At 62.6% G+C, this 22,902-nt stretch carries 19 protein-coding genes and 2 pseudogenes; 12 read left to right on the top strand and 9 right to left on the bottom strand.

The annotated features are described in order from the left end of the window. From L1787_RS12070 to L1787_RS26050, 7 genes and pseudogenes are all read left to right on the top strand, one after another. The coding region (locus L1787_RS12070) for a site-specific DNA-methyltransferase (protein ID WP_235709093.1) at positions 1-1,161 on the top strand (1,161 nt) is incomplete at its 5' end. A 9-nt stretch (positions 1,162-1,170) separates the two neighbouring features. Further along, complete coding sequence (locus L1787_RS12065; RefSeq protein ID WP_235709092.1) at positions 1,171-1,695, top strand: phage terminase small subunit P27 family; 525 nt, start codon at positions 1,171-1,173, stop codon at positions 1,693-1,695. 10 nt (positions 1,696-1,705) lie between these two features. Continuing rightward, positions 1,706-1,927: a DUF7220 family protein gene (locus tag L1787_RS12060; RefSeq protein ID WP_235709091.1), complete on the top strand. Its 222-nt coding sequence runs from the start codon at positions 1,706-1,708 to the stop codon at positions 1,925-1,927. 119 nt (positions 1,928-2,046) lie between these two features. After that, positions 2,047-2,736, top strand: a complete 690-nt coding sequence (locus tag L1787_RS12055) for a recombinase family protein (protein ID WP_235709090.1) — start codon at positions 2,047-2,049, stop codon at positions 2,734-2,736. A gap of 445 nt (positions 2,737-3,181) precedes the next feature. Continuing rightward, positions 3,182-3,394: a hypothetical protein gene (locus L1787_RS12050; RefSeq protein WP_235709089.1), complete on the top strand. Its 213-nt coding sequence runs from the start codon at positions 3,182-3,184 to the stop codon at positions 3,392-3,394. After that, entirely contained in the window at positions 3,394-3,636 is a 243-nt protein-coding gene (locus L1787_RS12045; protein ID WP_235709088.1) for a hypothetical protein, read from the top strand. The genes L1787_RS12050 and L1787_RS12045 overlap by 1 nt, the downstream gene beginning before the upstream one ends. A gap of 395 nt (positions 3,637-4,031) precedes the next feature. Beyond that, positions 4,032-4,160: pseudogene (locus L1787_RS26050) on the top strand (hypothetical protein); the annotation flags it as partial. A 155-nt stretch (positions 4,161-4,315) separates the two neighbouring features. Here the strand turns inward: L1787_RS26050 and L1787_RS12040 are convergent. Continuing rightward, positions 4,316-5,281, bottom strand: a complete 966-nt coding sequence (locus L1787_RS12040) for an extracellular catalytic domain type 1 short-chain-length polyhydroxyalkanoate depolymerase (protein WP_235709087.1) — start codon at positions 5,279-5,281, stop codon at positions 4,316-4,318. 142 nt (positions 5,282-5,423) lie between these two features. Beyond that, positions 5,424-5,696 carry a hypothetical protein gene (locus L1787_RS12035; protein ID WP_235709086.1) on the bottom strand — a complete coding sequence of 91 codons (273 nt, stop codon included), beginning with the start codon at positions 5,694-5,696 and terminating at the stop codon, positions 5,424-5,426. A 377-nt stretch (positions 5,697-6,073) separates the two neighbouring features. Between L1787_RS12035 and L1787_RS12030 the strand changes: the two are divergent. The 3 genes and pseudogenes from L1787_RS12030 to L1787_RS12020 all read left to right on the top strand — a co-directional run. After that, a pseudogene (locus tag L1787_RS12030) lies at positions 6,074-6,840 on the top strand (integrase core domain-containing protein); the annotation flags it as partial. Positions 6,841-6,939: 99 nt separating this feature from the next. Then, entirely contained in the window at positions 6,940-7,806 is an 867-nt protein-coding gene (locus L1787_RS12025) for a transglutaminase family protein (protein ID WP_235709085.1), read from the top strand. A gap of 551 nt (positions 7,807-8,357) precedes the next feature. Beyond that, a complete protein-coding gene (locus L1787_RS12020; RefSeq protein WP_235709084.1) occupies positions 8,358-9,530 on the top strand; it encodes a class I SAM-dependent methyltransferase in 1,173 nt (390 codons plus the stop codon). A gap of 90 nt (positions 9,531-9,620) precedes the next feature. On the opposite strand, the gene nhaA is transcribed toward L1787_RS12020, so the two are convergent. The 6 genes from nhaA to L1787_RS11990 all read right to left on the bottom strand — a co-directional run bounded on the left by nhaA (position 9,621) and on the right by L1787_RS11990 (position 16,225). Continuing rightward, positions 9,621-10,940 carry a Na+/H+ antiporter NhaA gene (gene nhaA, locus L1787_RS12015; protein WP_235709083.1) on the bottom strand — a complete coding sequence of 440 codons (1,320 nt, stop codon included), beginning with the start codon at positions 10,938-10,940 and terminating at the stop codon, positions 9,621-9,623. A 541-nt stretch (positions 10,941-11,481) separates the two neighbouring features. Continuing rightward, positions 11,482-11,751, bottom strand: coding sequence for a hypothetical protein (locus tag L1787_RS12010; protein ID WP_235709082.1), 270 nt, complete (start codon positions 11,749-11,751; stop codon positions 11,482-11,484). A 292-nt stretch (positions 11,752-12,043) separates the two neighbouring features. Beyond that, the gene (locus tag L1787_RS12005; RefSeq protein WP_235709081.1) at positions 12,044-12,394 is read right to left on the bottom strand and encodes a hypothetical protein; all 351 of its coding nucleotides are present in this window, start codon (positions 12,392-12,394) and stop codon (positions 12,044-12,046) included. A gap of 356 nt (positions 12,395-12,750) precedes the next feature. Next, on the bottom strand, positions 12,751-14,037 hold the full coding sequence (locus L1787_RS12000; protein WP_235709080.1) for a glycoside hydrolase family 130 protein: 1,287 nt from the start codon (positions 14,035-14,037) through the stop codon (positions 12,751-12,753). A 53-nt stretch (positions 14,038-14,090) separates the two neighbouring features. Continuing rightward, positions 14,091-15,164 carry a hypothetical protein gene (locus L1787_RS11995; RefSeq protein ID WP_235709079.1) on the bottom strand — a complete coding sequence of 358 codons (1,074 nt, stop codon included), beginning with the start codon at positions 15,162-15,164 and terminating at the stop codon, positions 14,091-14,093. Further along, entirely contained in the window at positions 15,161-16,225 is a 1,065-nt protein-coding gene (locus L1787_RS11990; protein ID WP_235709078.1) for a glycosyltransferase family 4 protein, read from the bottom strand. Before L1787_RS11990 ends, L1787_RS11995 begins: the two co-directional genes overlap by 4 nt. Positions 16,226-16,779: 554 nt before the next feature. Between L1787_RS11990 and L1787_RS11985 the strand changes: the two genes are divergently transcribed. Then, complete coding sequence (locus L1787_RS11985; RefSeq protein WP_235709077.1) at positions 16,780-17,772, top strand: type I phosphomannose isomerase catalytic subunit; 993 nt, start codon at positions 16,780-16,782, stop codon at positions 17,770-17,772. Here the strand turns inward: L1787_RS11985 and L1787_RS11980 are convergent. Next, positions 17,753-18,151, bottom strand: a complete 399-nt coding sequence (locus L1787_RS11980) for a response regulator (RefSeq protein ID WP_235709076.1) — start codon at positions 18,149-18,151, stop codon at positions 17,753-17,755. The two genes, L1787_RS11985 and L1787_RS11980, sit on opposite strands and share 20 nt — an antisense overlap. A gap of 333 nt (positions 18,152-18,484) precedes the next feature. On the opposite strand from L1787_RS11980, the gene L1787_RS11975 reads away from it, so the two are divergent. After that, complete coding sequence (locus tag L1787_RS11975) at positions 18,485-22,765, top strand: chemotaxis protein CheB (RefSeq protein WP_235709075.1); 4,281 nt, start codon at positions 18,485-18,487, stop codon at positions 22,763-22,765. Positions 22,766-22,902 lie beyond the last annotated feature (137 nt).

The following is a 22,902-nucleotide window of genomic DNA, read 5'->3' as shown; positions in this document are numbered from 1 at the left end:
CAGGTCAGCTTGATCGCGGGGGCCATCCGGGAGTTCGGCTTCACCAATCCGGTCCTGGTGGATGGGGAGAACGGGATCATCGCGGGGCACGGCCGGTTGCTGGCGGCGCAACAACTCGGCCTATCCGCGGTCCCGGTGATCGAGCTCAGTCACCTGACCGAGACGCAGAAGCGGGCCTATATCCTGGCCGACAACAAGCTCGCCGAGCAGGCCGGATGGGATCGCGATCTCCTCGCGCTCGAAGTGGCGGACCTTTCCGAGCTCGGCGTCGACATCGCCGCGTTGGGCTTCGACGGGACCGAGATCGATAGCCTGTTATCGGCTGACGGCTTCGACCCACGCGAGGAGGAAACCCCTGAGCCCCCTGCCGTCCCCGTCTCTCGTCTGAATGACGTCTGGCTCCTGGGCCGGCACAGAGTTGTCTGTGGCGATGCCACCGATCTGAATGTGGTGGAACGCTTACTCGATGGTGTGCAGCCAACGCTGATGGTCACGGACCCGCCTTACGGCGTCGAGTATGAGCCGGCGTGGCGCAACAAGGCGCGTGGCACGCGGACGCGGCGCACCGGCAAGGTGAAAAACGACGATCGGGCCGACTGGCGCGAGGTGTGGACGCTGTTTCCAGGTGATGTCGCCTACGTCTGGCATGCCGGGCTTCACGCCGGGACCGTCGCAGAAAGCCTCTTCGCATCGGACTTCGAAATCCGCTCCCAGATCATCTGGGCCAAAGACAGGATGGTCCTCTCGCGCGGGCACTACCACTGGCAACACGAGCCCTGCTGGTACGCGGTCCGGGGCAAGGGACATTGGTCGGGTGGGCGGACGCAGACGACGCTGTGGCAGATCCCGAACCGAGACCAGGACGCGGCGACGGTCCATGGGACGCAGAAGCCGGTGGATTGCATGCGTCGGCCGATGCTGAACAACTCATCGCCCGGGCAGGCCATCTACGACCCCTTCCTGGGCTCCGGCACCAGCGTCATCGCCGCTGAGACCTCGGGCAGGGTTTGCCTCGGGATAGAACTCGATCCCGCCTACGTGGACGTCATCGTCACCCGCTGGGCCGCCTTCACAGGCGAGAAACCGGTGCTGGCAGAGACGGGCGAGACCTTTGCTGCGGTCCGTGCCGAGCGCCTCCCTCAACCACTTGCGGCGGAATAGGAGAGGAGAATGCGCGGACGCAAACCCGTTCCGACAGCCATGAAGCGTGCCAACGGCAATCCCGGCAAACGCAAACTCAACGCCCATGAGCCTCGGCCTGCTGACGTGAGGCCGCATTGCCCCTCCCATCTCTCACCGCTCGCGAAGGCCGAATGGCGACGGATTGCCGGGACGTTGCACGACATGGGTGTTGTTACCACTGTCGATCGCGCCGCTCTTGCCGCCTATTGCCAAGCCTATGGGCGATGGGTCGAAGCGGAGAGGAAGCTCGCCGAGGGACCGACCCTCATCAAGGCGCCTTCGGGCTATGTGCAGCAATCGCCTTGGCTCAGCGTAGCGAACAAGCAATTGGAGCTTATGGGCAAGTATATGGCTGAGCTCGGAATCACTCCGGCCTCGCGCAGCCGCATCGCGCTTCCTGCGAGTACCTCCACGCATCCAGTCACGGTGAACCTCGTGCGGTTTACCGCCGATGATCGGGGAGAGTTGCGGCCGGCCGAAGTAACGGCATCGCCCCTCCCCTCGAAGCATTGATCTGTCGAGCATGTCGCAAAGCCGCGCGATGTCGTTGCTGGAGGCGGTGGTCAATGTCCTCGCCGGCTACGGCCTGGCCGTCATCACACAGCTTCTTCTGTTCCCTCTGTTCGGCCTGCCGGCGCATCTCGGGACCGCCGCGGCACTCAGCATCGCCTTCTCTGTCATCAGTATCGTGCGAAGTTTTATCATTCGCCGCTTCTTTGAGAGACTTCGCATCTATCGTGGATGATCGTGAGCATTCGAGAAAAGGCGGAGATTCCCTATCAGGCCCTACACTCTCGGCTCGGATTGAGCGTACAAAACTGCGCAACCAACGTTAGGCAGTTCTGTACGGAGCCGATGACCCCTATGACCCTTATGCCTTTCCGCCTCGTCGCGTATCATCGCGTCTCGACGGCCCGGCAAGGACGGAGCGGGCTCGGCCTCGCGGCTCAGGAAGCGGCTATCAAGACGCTCGCGAGAGATCGGGGCGCCGAGGTCATTGGCACCTACACCGAGACCGAGAGCGGCAAGCGGTCGGACCGGCCTCAGCTCCTCGACGCTCTTCAGCTTGCGCGCCTCACCGGAGCGACGCTGGCCATCGCGAAGCTGGACCGCCTGTCGCGCAACGCGGCGTTCCTGCTCACGCTGCGCGACAGCGGGGTCCGGTTCATCGCGGCCGATATGCCGGAGGCCAATGACCTCACGGTCGGCATCATGGCGCTGGTGGCCCAGCAGGAGCGGGAGGCCATCGCGCGGCGGACCCGGGAGGCGCTCGCGGCCGCAAAGGCGCGAGGGACCCGGTTGGGCAATCCCAATGGCGCTGCGGCGCTGAGACGGGCGGGAAAAGGGAACGAGGCCATTCTGGGTGCGGTGCGCGAGAACGCCGATCGCCATGCCGAGGCAATCCGGCCCCTGATCGAAGAGCTGCGGGCAGGGGGATGTACCAGCCTTCGGGCCATCGCGGATGCGCTCAATGCGCGGGGTGTCATGACGCGCAGGGACGGGCGATGGCAGGTGTCGAATGTCCGGAACCTGCTTACGCGACTAGATGTCTAACTCCATTCACCTGATCGGCACAGGATAAATGATGTGCTCGCTGTCGCTTGGAACGCTCTCGCGCCTTTTTGGCGGATGGGGGCTCGTCCTGAACGGTACGAGACCGCAATCCGAGGCACCCTCGGCGAAATCTCCGCCACCCATGTCTCGAACGCCACCGCGATCTGGCTGCAGACGATGGTGCCGCTTTCCGCCGGGCCGCAAGCTCGACAAGCCGGCCATCGGCTGCGTCGTCGTCTTCTGGCGTGGCAAGCGCGACAGCTAGCAGGGCCACGTCGGCTTCTACGCCGGGCGTGCAAAGAACGGCGACATCCTCGTCCTCGACGGCAACCAGGACGATGCGGTCAGCATCCGGCCGTACTCGGCGAGCCAACTGCTTGGCTACCGCTGGCCCAGCGATGTCGCGCTCCCGCCTGATATCGAGCCGCTGGCGAGGTCCAGCGTTGTGCAGCGCACCAGCATCGCTGTCGCCAGCGGTGGGGCGATCATCGCCGAGAGCCTGCCGGCTTTGGTCACGGAACTCGAACGGGCCGATCGGCATATCCAGGCCGGGACAATCTTCGGCATCGCGATCGGGGTGCTGATCGTCGCCGGGGGCGGGTACGCGCTCTGGCGGCGGGTAAAGGCCGCTCGGCAGCTCGGTGAGGAGGCGGCGTGATGGGCTGGCTCCTCGTTCTGCCGTGGTTGCGGCGGCTCGGGATGTACGCCGCCGCTGCCGGCGCCTTCGTCGCGGCGCTGGGCGCTCTCCGTCGCTCTGGTGAGCGCAGCCGCCGCCTCGATGAACAACTCGAACAAGAAAGGGAGGTATCCGATGCGCGGCAGTGGATGTTGGATGCGTCGCGCGATAGGCCTCGCGGGCGTGATGATCTCGCTCGGCGCATGCGCGAGGGCGAGTTCTGAGCACTCCGGCATCGCGTGTGTACCGGTGCCGGAGTATCGGCAGGAGTTGCTCGATCGGGCAGCAGATGAAGTCGAGCGACTGCCCGACAGATCTGCGATCGGCGGCTTTTTGGAAGACTACGCGGTGATGCGGGCAGAGGGACGGTCGTGTCTGCGGCAGCCGCGGGGATGAGCACGCGCTGCACTTACCGGCGCGACGCTCGCGATCGCCCAATTCGACCGCCTGTCGCACAGTGCCGGCTTTCTGCTGGCCCTTCGCGGCAGCGGTGTAAAGTTCATCGCGGCTGACATGCCGGAGACGAACGATCTCACCGTTGGTATCACGACGCTACTATTCGCGCAGGAGCTTGCGCCGGTCGTGACCGACCTGCGAGGGGGGACACACAAGCCTCCGCGCGACGGTAGACGAGCTGAACCGGCGCGGGATCATGACCCGCCGGGCCGCACGGTGGCACGTCTCGAATGTGAAGAACCTGCTGGTCGGTCTCGAGCCGCCCGTCGGCCCTGCGGCAGACGCCTCCTGAGCTTACGCTGCAATGAGAAGCCCCCGACAGGCTCGTCGCCTCTCCCGGCGGGTCTGACGCCTCAGTGGCAGCGAAGTCTCTCTCGGCTTTGCCGCGGCGTCAGAGTATGAATTCGTGGTCGTCCGGGCCGCCCCGCCGGCGCGCGTCCTTCGCACTTAGCCCGCCGGAGCGAGGCCCCAGAAAGTCGCAATGCGGTCCGTCGAGGAGACGGGGCCGGCGAGCATGTAGGGTGATGGGAGAGGCCGCAGCACGTCGCTCGGGGCGATGATCGGCGTGCCGTGTCCCATGCCGGAGATGGCGTATTCCTCGATTACCTCTCGCCCCGCAGCGTTGTGCCAGCTTCGGCGCGTGTACCCGTCGAAGGCGTCAGTCGTCGTCGATTCCGCGCCGAGCCCGTGGAGTTCACGCCACTGGGTGACGATCTGCGCCGCGTTCGAGGGATCTACCGTGTGATCGTCGCCGCCGTGCCAGACGGAGACGATCGGCCAGGCGCCGGCGTGTCCCGACGCATCGCGGACCTCCGTCGCGAGCTCTCGCGCTGTCGGACTTCCGTCCTCCCCCTCCATGCGGGACAGGGCGGTCCCGAGGGTGGAGGCGTGGACATAAGGCAGGCCGGCAATGATGGCACCGCCGGCGAAGACCTCCGGGTACGTGGCGAGCAGGACCGAGGCCATCGCGCCGCCGGCGGAGAGCCCCGTCACGAAGACGCGGCGCGGATCGGTCCGGTACTGACCCGCGACCTGCCGAACCATCTGGATGACCGAGGCCGGCTCGCCGCCGTCGCGATGGCTGTCGCCCGACTTGAACCAGTTGAACCCTCGCAGAGGGTTGTTGCGCCGGCGCTGCTGCGGGAACACCAGGGCGAAGCCGAACCGATCGGCGAGTTTCGACCACCCGGTTCCATCGTCATACTCGCTCGCCGACTGCAAGCATCCGTGCAGGACGACGACGAGGGCGGACCCGGGTGCGAGTTCTTCGGGGACATAGATCCTCGCTCTGAGGCGCCCCGGATTGGGACCCGAGAGCGAGAAGTTCCACAGCCGGCCGAGGATGGGGCTGTTCCGCCTAGCGCGGCGCTCGTCGCTGACGCGAAGCCGCCGGAGCCGGCCTGATTGATCCACGTTGCATCCTCCAACTCACGGTGCGAAGCGCGCCGTAGGCTGGAGAACCAAAAGCCGCGGAGGAACGTTGCTGCACGAGATGCTGTGCAGGTATGCAACGGGCGTCGGTAGTGGGCACGGCGCCGGACTTGCGTCGCCGTCCTCAGCCGAGGCCAAAGACCCTTTCCTCGAGTGAGCCAGACTTGCGGTCGTTGGCCGTGTCGACGCGATCGAGCCGGTCCTCGGTCACGACCCGCTCGTACGGTTCCGCCTCGTTCCGGATGCGGTACTGCAGGGCCTCACCGGCGGGCGGCAGCAAGCGCGTGATCCTGAAGAACTCGGCTGAGCCGGGCCGGCGGTCGAGCCCATTTCTTAAGCGGACGGTCTGTCCGACCTCGAACAGGTGGGGTTCGGCATCATGCCGTACTGGGCGCATGGAATATCCTTGTCGGCGCGCTCCGCGCGCTCGTGCCGTGTGAGAATCGGATGAGCATGTTCTCGCCTGCGAACGAAAGCCGTGCCGGCAGTGCTCCGATCGCGTGAATGGCGAGCACGGTCGCGGGCTTCCAGTCAGAAAAAACGCAGGGGGAGAAAGGATGTCGCGGGGTTTCCGTTCGACCATCCATCTCTCAGGTATGATTTTCGGACGTGAAACACAATGGACTGCCAGCGAAAACTTGAAAGCGTCGCTCGAAAGATTTTCCGGCCGATCTGAGAAGGGCGTCAAGGATGGCGCGACGGGCCTCCGCATCGGTGCGCATCGGGAACTTTCTCCATCGTTTGGCGCCAACGTGCTGAACATCCGGGCGGTCGTTTCGGCAGAAGACACTTCTGCCGCTGGACGATGTGCTGGGCTGCCTGAGAGAGACGATCCCAAGCCTCAGCCGCAGCGTCCTGCATCGCTGCCTGCAACGGCACGGCATTCTCGACTGCTGGTCGAAGAAACGAAGGAACAGCGCCGTCGCTTCAAGGACTACGTGATCGGCTACGTCCATATCGACAGCTGCGAACTCCGCCATGCCCACGGCAAGCTCGTCATGTTCCTGGCCATCGACCGCGTGTCGAAGTTCTCGTACGTCGAGTTCAAGGACAACGCCGGCAAGATGGAAGGAGCGGCCTTCCTCGAAGCCGTCGTCGAGGCGTTCCCCTATAGGATCCACACCGTGCTGACTGACAACGGCATGGCCTTCGCCGATCTTCCCAAGAACCGCGACGGCCCGAGTCGGCGCTTCCTCGGTCCCCATATCTTCGATCGCGTCTGCATCGCCAACGGCATCGAGCATCGGCTGACGAAGCCGGACCATCCGTGGACCCACGGCCAGGCCGAGCGGACGAATCGGACCATCAAGAACGCCACCCTCAAGACCTACCACGACGGCGACCTCGAGAGCCTTGCGGCGCATGTCCTGGCGTTCGTCACAGCCACCAACTTCGCCAAGCACCTCAAGGCCCTGCGCTGGCGCACGCCCTTTCAGGCGATCTGCGATGCCTGTACAAAGGATCCGTCGATCTTCAAAATCAAACCGCGCCATCTCATTCCGGGACCGTACACCGAATCCATACATGTATGTGGAGGCTGACATGGCTTACCAATACGCGACGTATCCGAGCCCGGGCCTTTCACGTCGCCGTATCGTCGCCTTGCCTGCCGGCGATGCAGTTCTCGCCGGATCAACCCATTGACCCGCCTCATCGTGCGTCACCGCACGACCTACCGCTACCGGCAGCCGACGGCGTTCGGTCCCCACCGGCTGATGCTGCGTCCGAAGGAGAGCCGCATGCTGCGTCTTCACAAACATGAGCTGGAGGTCTCTCCCGCCGCGGCCGTTAGTTGGGCGAATGACGTGACGGGCAACAGCGTGGCGACGGCGACCTTCCTTGAGCCCGCAGACTCGCTCATCGTCGACAGCGTCGCCACACTGACGCTCGATGCCGAGAAGTGGCCGGTTTTCGACATTACCGCCTCGGCGTCGACCTATCCTTTCCTGCTGAGCGAAGACGAGATGACGGATCTGGGCGGTATGCGCCTGCAGGCCTACCTCGACTCCACAGGAGAGTTACGCACATGGGCGCAGGGCTTCGTCGCCCGCGAGGGGAAGGACACGCTATCGCTGCTGAAAGACATCAGCCAGGGCGTCGCCGCGCAAATCGTCTACGAAGAGCGCGAAGACGAATCCGCGCAGTCACCCGTCCAAACGCTGGCGCGCGGCAAGGGCTCATGTCGCGATTTCGCGGTGCTGTTCGTCGATGCGGTGCGCGCGCTGGGTTTCGGCGCCCGGATCGTCTCCGGCTATCTTTACGACCCGGATCGCAACCTGACCGGCTCGAGCGGCTCCGGCTCGACCCATGCCTGGGCGGAGGTCTACCTGCCCGGCGCCGGCTGGATCATGTTCGACCCCACCAATCGCAGCGTGGGTAGTTTCAACCTGATACCGGTCGCCGTCGCGCGTCACATACGCCAGGTGATGCCGGTTTCGGGCAGCTTCATTGGCGATATCTCGGCGTTCGAGGCGCTTGACGTGTGCGTCACGGTCACGCCGGCTTAATTTCATCAACGCGGATTCTCATCAGCGACTTTGTCTACAACACCTAGGCAATCTCGATGGTCACCGCCACGAATGATGCCCCGAACCCCATCACGAGCAGGCCAATCGTATGTGGAGGGATCGATTGCCCGTGATTGATCCATCCGAAGGCAGCCATCACGACGAGAAGAATTGCAATCAGCTCGAATGATGACGTCGTTCCAGTCGGTCGTTTGCGCCTGATCCGTCGGCATGGCGACTGCCGGCCCCCGAGGAAATCAATAGCCACAGCGAATTGTTGGACGGGTTTCGCGGTGAGACTGATAGGCGGAGCCGTGCAGTGCAATTCCTCGCGAAGGCCGTCGCCGGAACGTCAATTTGTCGATGCCCGCAGCAAATCGGTCATCTCCCCGTTGCGCTCGACGTGATTTGAGGGGCCTTCTCCGTTCGGCAATTAACGCGCCGGTGTGCTACGACTGCCTTCGAACTGCTGATCCTCTGTTCGCGGCGTGGGGCGAAACTTGTTGGTTATTGCGATTCTCAGATCGATCGTTCGCGACGGGAGCCTCCGCGTGATCGACGCTGGCGGGCGTGTTCACGACGTCGGTGATGGTTCGCCTGCGAAGGTGACACTGCGTCTGACCTCGAAGGCGAGCGAGTACACTCTCGCCATCAACCCGGGCCTCGCCATGGGGGAGGCTTACATGGATGGCAGGTTGGTGATCGAGGCTGGCACGCTTTACGAGTTCCTGGACGTCCTGGCGCGCAACTTCGGAACTCACGGCCGGAACTCGTGGCCGGCGCTTCTCGCACGATTCGGCCGGGGGCTGAAGCAATCGAATCCAATAGGCCGTGCGCGCAAGAACGTTGCACATCATTACGATCTTCCGTCCGAGTTCTACGAAATCTTTCTTGATGAAGATCGCCAGTACTCCTGCGCCTATTTCCGGGATGCCGGTGATTCACTAGAGCAGGCGCAGCAGAACAAGAAGCGGCACATTGCAGCCAAGCTCTGCCTGGACCGGCCCGGGCTGAGAGTGCTCGATGTGGGGTCGGGGTGGGGCGGCCTCGCACTCTACCTTGCGGAGGAGTTCGGTGCCGATGTCACCGGTGTAACGCTCAGCACCGAACAACATCGCTTCAGCGAGGCGCGTGCGGCTGCGTCCCCGGCCGGCGATCGCGTTCGTTTCGAGTTAGGGGATTATCGCAACCTCGAGGGGACATTCGACCGGATCGTTTCGGTCGGGATGTTCGAGCACGTGGGGAAGCGGAATTATGCGGAATTCTTTACCCGAATTCACGAACTCCTGGCCGAAGATGGCATCGGACTGCTCCACTCGATTGGCTACTCGGATACACCGGCGCCTATCAACCCATTCATTCAGAAATACATCTTCCCTGGTGCGGACATTCCGTCACTCTCGGAGGTGTTTTCTGCACTGGAACCGACAGGTCTTTTAGTTACTGACGTGGAAATCCTACGCCTACACTATGCCGAAACGCTGCGCCACTGGCGTAAGCGATTTATGGCGCAGGCTTCAGAGGTAAAATCCGTCTACGGCGAGCAATTTGTCAGAATGTGGGAGTTCTATTTCGTTCTGTGCGAGATCGGCTTCCGACGCCGAACGAACATCGTCTTTCAGATGCAATTCACTCGGTCCGTGAATGCTGCCCCACTGACACGGGACTACATGTCGGATTTGGAACGATCGGCGCAGTTTCTCCACCTCGTGGGTCGCGCGTAACGTTCGGCGCACCTTTCCGGCCGTGGTAGGACATGCCTATCAGATCATGAACAGCGACGCCGCGCTCCCGCCGGCGCATAGGCCCGGCGATCAATAGTTGGACGCATTCCGGCGGGTGAGCCATGTCAGCCAGACTATGCCGACGGCAGCGGAGACGATTGACGCAGACAATATCCCGATCTTGGCGGCACCGAGCACCGCCGGGCTAAAGGCAACGCCGGCGATGAACAAGGACATCGTAAAGCCGATCCCGGTCAGAAAAGCCCCTGCTGCGAGAAAGGGCCATGTCAGGCCGGGCACTCGGACGGCCAGGCCAAGACGGACGGCCAGCCAGCTGAAAGAAAGGACCCCAAGGGGCTTCCCGAGTGCCAGGCCCGCGAAGATCGCGACAGATACTGCCTGCTGCAGGTTGGCGGGTGAGATCACGACCCCGGCGTTGGCAAGCGCGAACAGCGGCATGATCATGAAGCCCGTCCAAGGATGGAGCAACATTTCGAGCCGCTCGACGGGGGATAGCGACTCCGTCACCGCGATGCCCGCTCGCAGCAAGTCTCTGCGGTTCTCCGTGTCTCCGCTCCAGTGCTCGCCGGTGGGATGCGCAAGCAGTCCACCGAGTATTCCGCGCAGACGGGTGTCGCTAACCCAGACCGCTGTAGGGGTAATAAAGCCGAGAACGACACCCGCGGCAGTCGCGTGAATGCCGGAGACGTCGAGGCAGATCCAGAGAAGTCCTCCCAGCAGAAAGTAGATCCGCAGGTCTCGGATCCCGAGGCGAGCCAAGCCTGCCACCACCGCAAGGACGAGCGCAGCGAGAGCCAGCGCGAACGCATTCAGATTTTCGCTGTATCCGATCGCCACGACGACTATCGCGCCCACGTCATCGAAAATTGCGAGAGACAAGAGGAAAAGGCGCAGGCTGGCAGGAACGCGACGCCCGAACAGCGCGACGCATCCGATCACAAACGCGGTGTCGGTCGCCATCACGGTGCCCCAGCCGTGCAACTCCAGCTTGCCGGCCATGATGATTAGATACACAGAGATGGGAACCAGCATGCCACCGAGTGCTCCCGCGAGGGGGAGGGCCGCCAGCCGAAGGTCGCGCAACTCGCCAAGTACCAACTCTCTCTTGAGCTCGAGGGCGACCACGAAGAAGAAGAGCGTCATGAGCCCGTCATTGATCCAGCTGCTCAGCGATCGGCTGAAATCGTGCGGACCGAATTCGAGCCCGACGGGCGTCTTCCAAAATCGTAGGAAGGTTCCCGCCCACGGCGAGTTCGCAAGAAGCAATGCCGCCGTCGCCGCGAGGAGAAGAAGGACCCCCGCCGCCGCTTCGATCCGGAGAAATCGGGAGAGCGGCAGAGTGAAGCGGTCGGCCGCCTCACGCGGGAGGCCGTCGTTGGGTTGAGTCATGACAAATGTGTGTTTGCATCAAGGCTCAGTCTGGCGCGGTGCGAGCCATGGAAGGTTGACGGCGGGTTCCGCGGCCGATCGCATCCGATGCCTCACCGACCATCGAGGTCGTCTTTGTGGTCGTGCAGAAATCGCGCGACTCGCGCTGAAAGCACACCGACCGCAGCCGCGCCACCGTCCGCGGAGGCTAGTCTGAAGAGCACGCGCTGCAATTTTGGGGGCATTCTGTTCCATTGGAGGACAACAGCCGCACCAAGGCATTGCAGTACTTGGCGTTCGGGCCCAGTCAGCGTCGAGATCCCTGCAACGAGCGCATCGGGATCGAGAGCGGGAGGCGCCCCTCCTTCGTCGTTCCACCGGCCGAGGGCATCATCGTGCGGCGGATTTTCCATTTGGACTGTTCGAGCGTCGCAATTGCACATCACGTGCTGCTCCTCTTATCGCAACGGTTTCGGGGCGGATTCGCCACGCCGCCCACACCCCGTGACGTCATCGTCAGGGAGTGGCTCGAGCGACCGACGCCCTCGCAGCAGTGACGTTGTCACACGGTCTGGTGCCGGTCCTTCATGATCGCTGCATCGAGTTCCGTTTGACTGATCGAAAGAGCGGTCCGGCGATGCTGCTGCGGGGTGTCGATGCTTGGAATCATGAGTAAAGTGGCGATCCGACGGTACGCGATAAAGCTTAAGCCTGGGAGCTCCTCATCGTCGGTGATCACGCGATATGTGCCGGGTGGAAGAAGCTCCTCGGACTCCGCCACACGGAACGCTTCGTGGAAAGTCACGGTGAACTCGGTGGTACGGATGGACAATTTATGGCCCTCATTGAGCGGCTTGAGCTATACACTCATGCTTTTCTCGCGATACAAAAGATATATTGTGAGAATGTGTATCCGAGCCGGCCCCTTTGGATGATGCGGCTTGTCGCAAACCTAGCTTTCATACCAGTATAGTTGAGGTCTGGATTGGACCCGAAGTTCGAACGCGGCGCATCCTTTGGGCGTTTTGTTGTAACAGCGGCGCACTTTCATCCGTGGCCGTGCGGCGGCGCCGCCGGCTCGGCGAGTCCAGGTGCTGTTCCCGGTAGATTTCTACCGCGCCGGCTTATGACGCAAGGCTAAGCTTCGCCGCGCAGGCCCTTGCGAGGTCTCTGTCGGCGGTGCCCCCAGGGGGAGTCGCCCATCCGGCCTTCATGAGGATGTCGGCGCGCTGGTATTCCCTGGCGTCTTTCAGGTCAGCCAGCGTTTGGATTGCCTCCGGGTCGTCGACTCCCGATCGCGCCACGCAGAAGGGCACAAGGGCGTTGACCATCGCAAGCTTGCTGCTCGCGGACGCTCTCGCCTCCGCCGTGCCGCCAGTCACCCAGCCGCCCCATGTGAAACCTACAATTGCCAGCCCGACGGCGCCGACAACAGCTCCGGTGACGCCCGGTTTCACCCAATCGAATTTGCGCATGACATCTCTCCTTGCTTTGTACGTTGGCTCTCGGTTGTGAGACTTGGTCAGTCGTTGGCTCGCCGAACGATGCCGACCGTTTCGCCGTCGGCTCCATTTGCCCGGTACGCCGAGTCGCAGACTTGAAAAAGCTCCTCCGCCACAAAAACTAAAAGTATTGTTAGCCTATAGATCGTAACGGGTTTGCATTATTCTATTGGATATATGAGGTTTCTTCAAAGGAAATCAAGGGTAATTCGACGCGTGAAGGCGATATTATGATTGATTTATTGATTAGTGCGTCGAAAGTCGAACTCAGTGGGGCAATCGGCCTAGGTGCCAGCCGCAGTGCAATTCTAGAACGGCTCGGTCGCCGCTCATCCAATCCCTTCGTCAAGCACGGCCAGCAACTCGTCGATCCGCATGGTCGCAAAGGCGCAGGATGTATCGAGCACGGCGTAGGGCATCACGATCAGCTCCCGGTGCCGCAGAGCCCCGCAAGTGTACACAACGTTCGGCACATACCCGCCCCGACGCGGCGCAACCGGGCTGATAAGAGGCTGGCACGTGCGTCCGATCACCTTGGACGGGTCTGTCTTGTCGAGGAGGACCGCCCCAATAGCGTAGCTGCGAACAACTCCGACGCCGTGGGTAAACAACAGCCAACCTTCGTCAAGCTCTATCGGCGCGCCGCAATTGCCGATCTGCACGAACTCCCAGGCATATTTCGGCTCCATCATCGGCACGCCGTCGTCCCAGTTGTAGAGATCGTCCGAGGTAACGAGGTAAAGGTTTTCGTTGTCCTGCCTCGCGATCATGGCGTATCGGCCAGCGATTTTGCGCGGGAACAGAGCCATACCCTTGTTGCCGGCGGAGCGGCCCTGTAGCGGCGTCATCCGGAACGACAGGAAGTCGCGCGTCTCGAGCAGCTCGGAGCGGATCGAGCGGCCGTTGTAGGCGGTGTAGGTCGCGTAGTAGACTGGGCCGTCCCCCTCTTCGAGGCGCACGAAACGCGCATCCTCGATACCGTTCGATTGCGCATGCGTGATCGGATAGAGAATGCGCTCGCCGATGTCGCTTTCCCGGTCGAAGCCGATTTCGAACGTGTCGCCGATCCGTTCCCGGATCATGGGCATCGAGGCGAAGGGCGACGGCGGGTCGAGCGTTACGGCGCCGTCCTGGTCGATCACTCCGGAGCGGAATACGATCGACGACACATGTCCCTCGCCGACCGCGCGCAAGCTGAGGACGAAGCGGAGCGACCCCGTCGCGACGCCGGATTGATCCGGGTGCGGCACGATGCTGGGGTTGAACAGCGCGGCGGCTTCGAAGGTGTTCTCCTGGACAAAATAGGCGCCGATCAGCGAGCGCTGCGCCTCGGTGAACGGCGCGTGCAGCGTGAACACGCTTTCCATTTCTCGTGCGCGTGCGTCGAAGACGCCGAGCAGGTTGCGGTGGCGGCCGCCGAAGACCGTCATCGTATCGGCGAGAAGGGTCGCGGTCTCCGCCTTGCTGAGGCCGCATACACGAGCGACGATATGGTTGGCGCGGCCCTGGTCGAGTGCATTCAGCTCGCGCGGCTCGACTGTGGGCCGAAAGGCGCGCAGGACCACCCGATCAGGATCGGGGTGCAGGAAGAGATCCTGTTGGTGAACAATCGACATGGACGGTGATGTTCCAAAATGGAGTGTCGGACGTTGCCGGAGGCGGGCCAGTGTCAGTGCGAAACGACGATGCTCAAGCGGGCGGTCCTTTCCAGCGCTCTCATGTCGGCCGCCGCCAGCAGGGCCGAGACCAGGGACTCGCCCCCGCAATTGGCATTGGCGCGATCGGGATGCAGACCGTCGCAGCAACGACCTGTATCGGGATCGAGCAGCGCGATGCCGAGATCGTTATCGCCGAGCAGCCAGCGATAGGCTCGGCTTGCTTCGGCAAGGAAAAATGGGTTTTCGGTGATCTCGTATGCGATGCGGCATGCCGCGACGGTGGCGGCCACTTCGAGCGGCTGCTGGTCGAAGGGCTCGGGGTGAACATGGGGTGCGCCGAAGCTGTGCGAACCGACCGGGCGGAACAGTCCGTGCTCGCCGGTCTGTACTTCGATCAGCCAGTTCAGCGTCCTGACGCCCGCGTTGATATGATCCTGTCGTTTGCGGGCGCGACCGACGGCGATCAATGCCTGAGGGAGCCGTGCATTGTCGTAGGCGAGAACATCCTCGAACCAGATCCAGTCGGCGCGCTCCTCCCGTTTCAGGAGGTCCATGAGCTGACCGGCGAGGCGGTCGCACATCCGGATCACCGTGGTATCGCCGGGCACGGCCTCGTCCGCCGCGCAGAGCCCCAGCAGCGCAAACGCCCAAGCGCGCGGTGACCGAAATGTCGACAGCACGGGCGTCCCGTCCCGCATGAGGCGCAACGCCCAGGCGCGCCGCACTGGGCAGGGGTCGTCCCTCCCGCATACCCCGAGCGCCCACAGGGTTCGGCCGTGGCTGTCCTCCGATCCTTGCGCCTCGAGCCACCGGCGATCGAACGCCATGAAATTTCGGAAGCGGCCGGTGTCCCTGTTCCAGCCATGCTGGATGAAGGATGCGAACGTCGTCGCCATCAATCGGGAGTCTTCCTCCCGGCTGCCGTCTCCGAGGTCGTAGCTCGCGAGCAGTGCGCGCGCATTGTCGTCGATGCAGTAACCGTGCGCGCGGTCGGGGACATCGAGGATCGCGTGCTGAAAGAGGCCTGTGCCATCACTCATGGCGTGGAAGTGGGCGGAGGAGATGCGCGGCATGGGGCCGGTCATGCGGCGTTCAGCGCCGCGGCGGGTCGGGCTTCGCGCCTCCCGGTCCGCCCGCCGAGCACATCAGCGAACACGTCGACATACTGTTCGCCCACGCACCGCCAGGTCATGGATCGACTTTCCGAATAGTTTCGCTGGCTGATGGCCCGGCATCGCGCGGGATTTGCCAGGAGCGCCGTGATCGCATCGCCGGTGGCTTTGGAATCGCCGAATGGCACCAGTTCGCCCCGTCCCCCGGCAAGGAGCTCCGTCGCGTGCCAGTAGGGCGTGGAGACGATCGGCCTGCCAAGCCCAAAGCTGTACGCGAGAGTTCCGGAGGTCATCTGCTCCTCGGAAAGGTAGGGCGTGACGTACAAGTCGCACATAGCGATGTATTCTAGGAGATCTCTGCGCTCGATGAACTGATCGATGAAAAGGACATTGCTCGTGATACCAAGTTTATCTACTCGTCCAACGAGACCAGTTCGGTAGTTCTCGCCATCGGTCCGCAAAAGATTAGGATGGGTGGCGCCGAGTACGATGTATAGGGCGTCGGGGTAGGATTTCAGAACGGCAGGCATCGCGTCGATCATCACCTCGATGCCCTTGTTCGGACTGAGGAGGCCGAACGTAAGGATGACCGTGCGCCCAATAAATCCGCGCTTCGCCTTGATGATGTCGGGCGCCACGATCGGCACATCGGGAATGCCGTGGGCAATGACATCGATTTTCTGCGGATCGACCCGGTACCGCTCGGCAAGCATCCAGGCTCCCTTTTCCGACATCACGATCACCCGTTCGGAGCTGCCCGCGATGCGCTCGGTGACGTAGCGTTGGTGCAAGCCTGGCGACGAGAGAATCGTGTGCATCGTGGTGACGAGGGGTCGCCGCAGATCGTCGATCAGATCGAGGATGTTGTCGCCGTCGACGCCGCCGAAGATTCCGAATTCGTGCTGTAACGAAACGATATCGAACCGGCCGCTATTGAGGTGCCGCGCAGCGGCCTCGTAGCTGTGCAGGTCTTCTTCGGCAATCGAGAGATCGACGACCGGAGGATAATCGTATTGGTGTCCGCGATCAGTCATTGCAACGATCGAAGCTTTGTCGACGCGGGATGATTGGATGAGAGCCTGCTGTAGATCAGTTGTAAAAGTGGCTATTCCGCAAAGACGGGGGAGTGAGTTTCCTATAACCGCCACGCTCATTGTATTCGCGTCGCGCGAATCTTCCCTGCCCACCGCGGCCTTGGCCGCACTAAGTCTCCCAGATACTGGCGATGGTTGGGCACCGGCCTGCAGGTTGTGCATGCTTGCATCTTTCATCCGAGGGTGGCGAGGACGAGGCGGCCAAACACGGGGCGCTGCCTTTCCAGTATGTGGGACCGGGCCGTCGCCGCGGTCACCCTCGGAATCTACTCAGTCGCACGGCAGTGGCTGACCGGTTGTTGTCGAGCTCTCCAGGGTCGAAAGGAGCGGCCCGACGTACCGGATCGCCACTGACGGTCGCCCTTTTCTTCAGGGGGCAAGTACAGGAGATATGCTGCGGCCGCGGCATAATCGGAGATACCCGCTGTCCGATCGCGACGATGAGTATTTTCCGACGCTATCGCCCCGCGCGCCCCTGAGCGATCGGATTTGGGATGGTCCAGTCATCCGCCGCACCGCTCCGCTTCGATCCGATATGTCAATACCGGCTGTGGGGTGGACGGCGCCTCGGCGCATGGCTCGATGTGCCACTCCCGGGCAATGGGCCGATCGGAGAGGTCTGGCTGCTCAGCGATCGCGCGGACAATCCGAGCCGCGTCTCGAACGGGCCCTTCAAGGGGCGGACACTCGCGGAGCTGATCGCGGCGTCGCCCGAGGCAATCCTCGGTAAGCTAACACCGCGCTTCAAACGCTTCCCTCTGCTGCTCAAGTATCTAGATGTTTCGCAGATGCTGTCGGTGCAGGTGCATCCGTCGGACGCGAACGCGAACCTTCTTCCGGTTGGCGAAACCGGAAAGACCGAAGGCTGGGTCGTGCTAGAGGCCGACCCACAATCCCGAATCTATGTCGGTCTGAAGACCGGCGCGACGCCCGCCAAGCTGAGGACTCTATCTAAATCTAACGTGGACGAGGCGCTCGCCAGTTTCTCGCCGGCGGTGGGTCAAAGCATTCTGGTCGAGGCTGGGGACGTCCACGCGTTCGGCGATGGTCTCGTCGTCCTGGAGGTCCAACAGAACAGCGACGTCACGTTCCGCCTGTATGACTGGGATCATATCGACCCGGCGACCGGGCTTGCACGGCCGCTCCAGGTCGAGCAGGCGCTCGAATGCGTCGACCTCGCCCAGGGCGTCGTCGGGCCGGCCGTGCAGGTGGTGGAAGCGACGTCGCCATCCCGGCGTGAGCGGTTGCTGGACTGCAGGCACTTCCGGCTCTGGCGGATCGCCGGTTCGGCGCCCTTCGAGATTGATCCGCGGAACGCACCGATTGTGCTCGTCTGCATCGAAGGTGCCGGCGACCTCGAACAGGACGCCGCGGACTTTCGGCTCAAAAAAGGCGAGGTGATGCTTCTTCCAGCGACGGCCGGGGTGTGCCGCTTCCGGCCGGACGGAGACTCGACTCTCCTAGAGATCACTGTTCCATCTGAATGACGTGTTCGATAATATTCCAACGGTGTCGAACATTCACCTTCACGATTGCGTCGATGAGATCCTGTCGATCGTAGGGCTTGGGTACGACGATCGCATTTGGCTGCATCGTATAGACGTCCCCCGGGTCGCCCGTGACGTAGAAATGCGGCGCCGCCCCCCGCATCAGAAGCCGGCGGATCGCCGATACACCGCACCCTTCTGCCAGATGCTGGTCGACGATGAGCAGATCCGGCTTCGCCAGTGTCGCGGCGCTGACGGCCTCGCCCTCCGTCCGCGAGATGGCGCAGATATTATGGCCGAGCGTCGTCAGGAGCTCGGCCAGATCCATGGCGATCATCGGATTGTCCTCCACAATTAAGATGCGCAGGGCCCCGGTCATCCTAGTCACCTTTCGGCATCGGGTGGGTCAGGTCCAGTTTGGCTCGCCAGTCGTCGCTAGGCTTTCGCCCACGACAGTCACGCAGCCTTCGAATGAAACGAGGCATATGGCAAACAGCGTTAACAGCGCAGGGCCGGAATCTACTTACGGCCGACGGTGGCCAGAATGTTCGAGCGCTTCTGGAAAAGGCCTGAAGTCACTCCATGTGCTAGCGAGAACCATGTCGTCTGATCAAGATCATCCTGTGGCAAACCCGCGAGGCGCACGGACGCGGCCCGGCGCGCCGGATCGCAGCCGACTTCTGCGCCCGCCCATCAACCTTGGAGGTCTGCTGTGGTCTCGGGGGTGACTCCGGTTGTTGCAATCGGCGCATCGGCCGGCGGCCTTGGCGCGATATCGAAGTTGTTCGACGATCTGCCCGCGGACCTGGGGGTGGCGTTCGTCCTCGTTCAGCATCTCGATCCGAGTCACGACAGCCTGCTTGCCGACCTTCTCTCCACCCACACGCGTATGCCGGTCGTCGAGGCTGCCGACGGATGCCCGATTGTTCCCGATCACATCTACATCATTCCCCCTGGTCGCTACCTTGCCGTTCGGGCCGAGGTGCTTCGCCTGTCCGTCCCTGAACCACCGCGTGGTGTCCGCCTGCCGTTCGACTTCCTCCTCAACTCGCTGGCCGAACGATCGGGCGACAAGGCAGCGTGCGTGATCTTGTCGGGCAACGGCGACGATGGGAGCGCCGGGCTCGTGCAACTGCGTGACAACGGGGGCCTCGTCATCGCCCAGGACCCCGAGGAGGCCGAGCGGGACGGGATGCCTCGTCATGCGATCGCCACCGGTCGTGTCGATGCGATCATACGGATCGCTGACATGCCGGCAGCACTCGCCGCATTCGCCGAGCGTATGGCTCGGGAGACGGCCACGCCCGAACCGGACGATCGCGCGGCGCCGGCAAGTGGACTCACCGCGATCATCGACCTGCTCAACGAAGAGACCAACCACGATTTCCGGTTCTACAAGCCCGGGACGATTGAGCGTCGGATCGAGCGCAGGATCGGACTGAGTGGACTGAAGAGTCGCGACCTGACCGGCTATCGCGCGCTGCTCTCCGAAAATAAAGCCGAGCGAGACCTCCTCGCAGCCGATCTCTTGATCAATGTCACCAGCTTTTTTCGAGACGCGAAGGTCTTCGAGACGATCGAGCGTGTGACGATCCCTGCGCTGATCGGCGATCTTGCAGACGACCGATCGCTTCGCGTCTGGGTCGCGGGTTGCAGCACCGGGGAAGAGGCGTATTCACTTGCGATGGTCTGCTGCGATGCCATCGCTGCGTCCGGCCGCAAGATCAAGTTGCAGGTTTTTGCGTCGGACGTCGATGAAGCGGCGATCGAGACCGCGCGGGCAGGTCTCTATTCCTTCGATATTGCGTCGACGATTTCATCGGACCGCCTTGATCGCTACTTCGCGAAGGAGGATGGCGGTTACAGGATTACGACGGCGCTGCGCGGCGCGGTCGTCTTCACCGTCCAGGATATCCTGACCGATCCGCCGTTTTCCCGTATCGACCTCGTCTCCTGCCGCAACGTGTTGATCTACCTCAACGCCGACGCGCAGGCCAAGGTCATCTCGGTGTTCGATTTCGCCTTGCGCGAGGGAGGAATACTCCTGATCGGCCCGACAGAGACTGTCGGAAACACCAAGGGCCGCTTCGAGGTCGTGGCCAAAGCCGAGCGGCTGTACAGGCATGTCGCGCGCAGCCGGGTTGCAGCTGCTCCATTTCCGTTGAGCTTTGCGCAGACGATGCCCCTGCTGACCGCCGCGCAGACCGTGCCATCAGCGGGATCGCGGGCCACGTACTCGGAGATCTGCAACCGTGCAGTGATGTCGAGCCATGCGCCAGCGGCCGTTCTCATCAACCGAAACAGACAATGCCTGTATTCGTCCGGTCCCACGGAGCGCTACCTTCGAGTCGCTCCCGGATATGCGACGCATGACATTCTCGCCATGGCGACGCCGGCCCTCAGAACCAAGCTGAGGCTGGCCATCGAGCGCGTGGGCAAGGCCGAACCTCGTGTCGACGGCGGTCGATCGCGGCTCGTCCACGGTGGAAAGGCGATATGGTTCAGGATCGATGTCCAGTGGCTCGGGGCTGAACAGGATCTCCTGCTCATCTGCTTCGTGGAAGAGGCGCCGCCGGCGGGTCCCCGGTCGTCGTCCGGTCGAACCGGCGAGACCGCGCGAATTGCCGAATTGGAACTCGAGCTCGAGGCGGCTCGCGCTGAGCTCGAAACGACGATCCGGCATCAGGAGATCTCGAGCCAGGAACAAAAGTCCATCAATCAGGAAGCGCTTTCCGTCAATGAGGAATTCCAGTCAACGAACGAAGAGTTGCTGACCTCCAAAGAGGAGCTTCAATCCCTCAACGAAGAGCTGACCGCGCTCAACAGCCAGCTTCAGGAGGCGCTTGAGCGACAACGGCTGACGTCGGACGACTTGCAGAACGTGCTCTATAGCACCGACATCGGCACGCTGTTCCTTGATACTGAATTGAACATCCGGTTCTTCACCCCGGCGATCAAGTCGCTGTTTAGCGTCATTCCGGGTGATATCGGACGCCCGCTCGCCGATCTTGCTTCGATCGCGAACGATCCGCACCTCATCGGAGATGCGCGCAGGACCCTTACCGGGGAACTGGCGATCGAGCGCGAGATCAGCGGCCGGAACGAAGCCTGGTTCGTACGGCGGATCTTTCCCTATCGAGCCCATGATAACCGCGTAGAAGGTGTCGTCATCACCTTCGCCGACATAACTGAGCGCAAGGCTGGAGCCATTGCGCTGGAGGCCGCGAAACTGGATGCCGAGCGCGCCACACGCGCCAAATCGCGTTTCCTCGCCGCAGCGAGCCACGATCTGCGTCAGCCACTCCAGTCGCTCATGCTGCTGCATGGGATGCTGGCGCAAGTCGTCGAAGGCGATACCCCGCAACAGCTGATCTTGCGACAGAAGCGGGCGCTCGGCGCGATGTCCGGTATGTTGAACGCGCTGCTCGACATCAACCAGATCGAGGCGGGCGTCGTCATCCCACAATCCAAAATCTTCCGGATCTCAGATATCCTCGACCGCCTGCATGATGAGTTCATCGACGTGGCACAGGCGCAAGGTTTGTTGCTCACCAGCGTGCCGAGCTCCGCGCTGGTCTCGAGTGACCCCCGGCTGCTCGAACAGATAATTCGCAACCTCATTGGAAACGCGCTGAAATACACCGCGCGCGGCAAGATCCTTTTCGGATGCCGGCGGCGCGGCGACGACCTGCGCATCGAGGTCTGGGACACCGGAATCGGCATTGCCGCCGAAGATCTCGGGGTGATTTTCGACGAGTTCCATCAGTTGAGAACCTCTGGCGCATCCAGCCCGGGCCTCGGCCTAGGCCTGTCGATCGTTCAGCGCATCGGCCATCTGCTCGGTCATGGCATCGAGGTCCGCTCGGCGCCAGGCAAAGGCTCGGTCTTCGCGATCAGCGTTCGTTGTGCCAGCCCTGTGCCGGCGCCCGTCGTGAAGCCCGTCAGCCAGCAAAGAAAGGCGGTCGCGCGGGCGTTGCGGATCCTCATTGTCGAGGACGATCCGGACGTGCTCGCGTTGCTCGAACAGTGTGTGGTGCAGAGCGGCCATAGCATCACCACCGCGAGCGACGGACCGTCGGCGCTGGAGCGGGTCGCGTCGGACGCAGTGCTGCCGGACCTCCTGCTCAGCGACTACAGTCTGCAAGCCGGAATGACCGGCGTCGAGCTTCTAACGGCGCTCCGCGCCAGGCTCGACCAGCATTTGCCGGCGATCATTCTGACGGGAGACATTTCGAGCGAGATCCTCGCGATCATCGCGGCTGAAGACGGTATCCGCCTCAGCAAGCCTGTTGCCGCGAATGAACTCGTGGCCGCAATCACACAGCTCTGTGGTCATCCTCCGCGCCCCGCAGACCTGGTGACGTCGCAGCCCCCCAGCCTGTCACCATTCCTAGTCTACGTCATCGATGACAACGACGACGTGAGAACCGCCATCCGCGATGTGCTCCAGGCCGCCGGGCACCGCGTCGAGGACTATGCGACCGCCGAGTTGTTTCTCCAAGCCTATCGCCCCTGGCAGGAATGCTGCTTGCTGGTCGACGCTAATCTTCCCGGGATGTGTGGAGTTCCCCTCATCAGGGAGTTGCGTGCTCGAGGCGATCAGACTCCGGCGATCGTGATCACGGGCGTCGGCGAGATTAGCCTCGCTGTCGAGGCCATGCGATCAGGTGCGGCGGACTTCATCGAAAAGCCATTTGGGAGTGTCGAGCTCCTGGCGAGTGTCGCGCGTGCTCTCGATCTAGCGAGGGACGTCAACGTGACAAGGGAGGCCCGGAAGCTTGCCGCGAGCCATGTTGCCGAACTCACCCCGCGTCAGCGTGATGTGATGACCCGCGTTCTGGCTGGAAATCCGAGCAAAAACATCGCCGCCGACCTCGGCATCAGCCAGCGGACGGTCGAGAATCATCGCGCGTCCATAATGCGCAAGATGGCTGTTAGGTCGCTCCCCGAGCTCGCCCGACAGGCGCTGTTGGCCGAGCGGGAAGAACCTTGATCGACGGCAGCCCAGTTTCGGCCCTAACAAGCATAGGTCATTTCCCGATCTGACAGCCCCTGCAGGCCCGCGGACGGCTCAACCAGATTTATCGAGTATACCTCTGAAGAGGCCAGCGCGATCTCTCGAGGTAGAAC

This window comes from Acuticoccus kalidii (genome assembly GCF_021556395.1).
In the GTDB taxonomy this organism is placed as follows: domain Bacteria; phylum Pseudomonadota; class Alphaproteobacteria; order Rhizobiales; family Amorphaceae; genus Acuticoccus; species Acuticoccus kalidii.
This window is presented reverse-complemented; position numbering and strand designations above follow the sequence as displayed.

Bases quoted from the DNA above. Each gene is read 5' to 3' on its own strand.
- L1787_RS12065 (WP_235709092.1), top strand. From the start codon at position 1,171: ATGCGCGGACGCAAACCCGTTCCGACAGCCATGAAGCGTGCCAACGGC.
- L1787_RS12060 (WP_235709091.1), top strand. From the start codon at position 1,706: ATGTCGCAAAGCCGCGCGATGTCGTTGCTGGAGGCGGTGGTCAATGTC.
- L1787_RS12055 (WP_235709090.1), top strand. From the start codon at position 2,047: ATGACCCTTATGCCTTTCCGCCTCGTCGCGTATCATCGCGTCTCGACG.
- L1787_RS12045 (WP_235709088.1), top strand. From the start codon at position 3,394: ATGGGCTGGCTCCTCGTTCTGCCGTGGTTGCGGCGGCTCGGGATGTAC.
- L1787_RS12035 (WP_235709086.1), bottom strand. From the start codon at position 5,696: ATGCGCCCAGTACGGCATGATGCCGAACCCCACCTGTTCGAGGTCGGA.
- nhaA (WP_235709083.1), bottom strand. From the start codon at position 10,940: ATGACTCAACCCAACGACGGCCTCCCGCGTGAGGCGGCCGACCGCTTC.
- L1787_RS12005 (WP_235709081.1), bottom strand. From the start codon at position 12,394: ATGCGCAAATTCGATTGGGTGAAACCGGGCGTCACCGGAGCTGTTGTC.
- L1787_RS12000 (WP_235709080.1), bottom strand. From the start codon at position 14,037: ATGTCGATTGTTCACCAACAGGATCTCTTCCTGCACCCCGATCCTGAT.
- L1787_RS11995 (WP_235709079.1), bottom strand. From the start codon at position 15,164: ATGACCGGCCCCATGCCGCGCATCTCCTCCGCCCACTTCCACGCCATG.
- L1787_RS11990 (WP_235709078.1), bottom strand. From the start codon at position 16,225: ATGACTGATCGCGGACACCAATACGATTATCCTCCGGTCGTCGATCTC.
- L1787_RS11985 (WP_235709077.1), top strand. From the start codon at position 16,780: ATGGTCCAGTCATCCGCCGCACCGCTCCGCTTCGATCCGATATGTCAA.
- L1787_RS11980 (WP_235709076.1), bottom strand. From the start codon at position 18,151: ATGACCGGGGCCCTGCGCATCTTAATTGTGGAGGACAATCCGATGATC.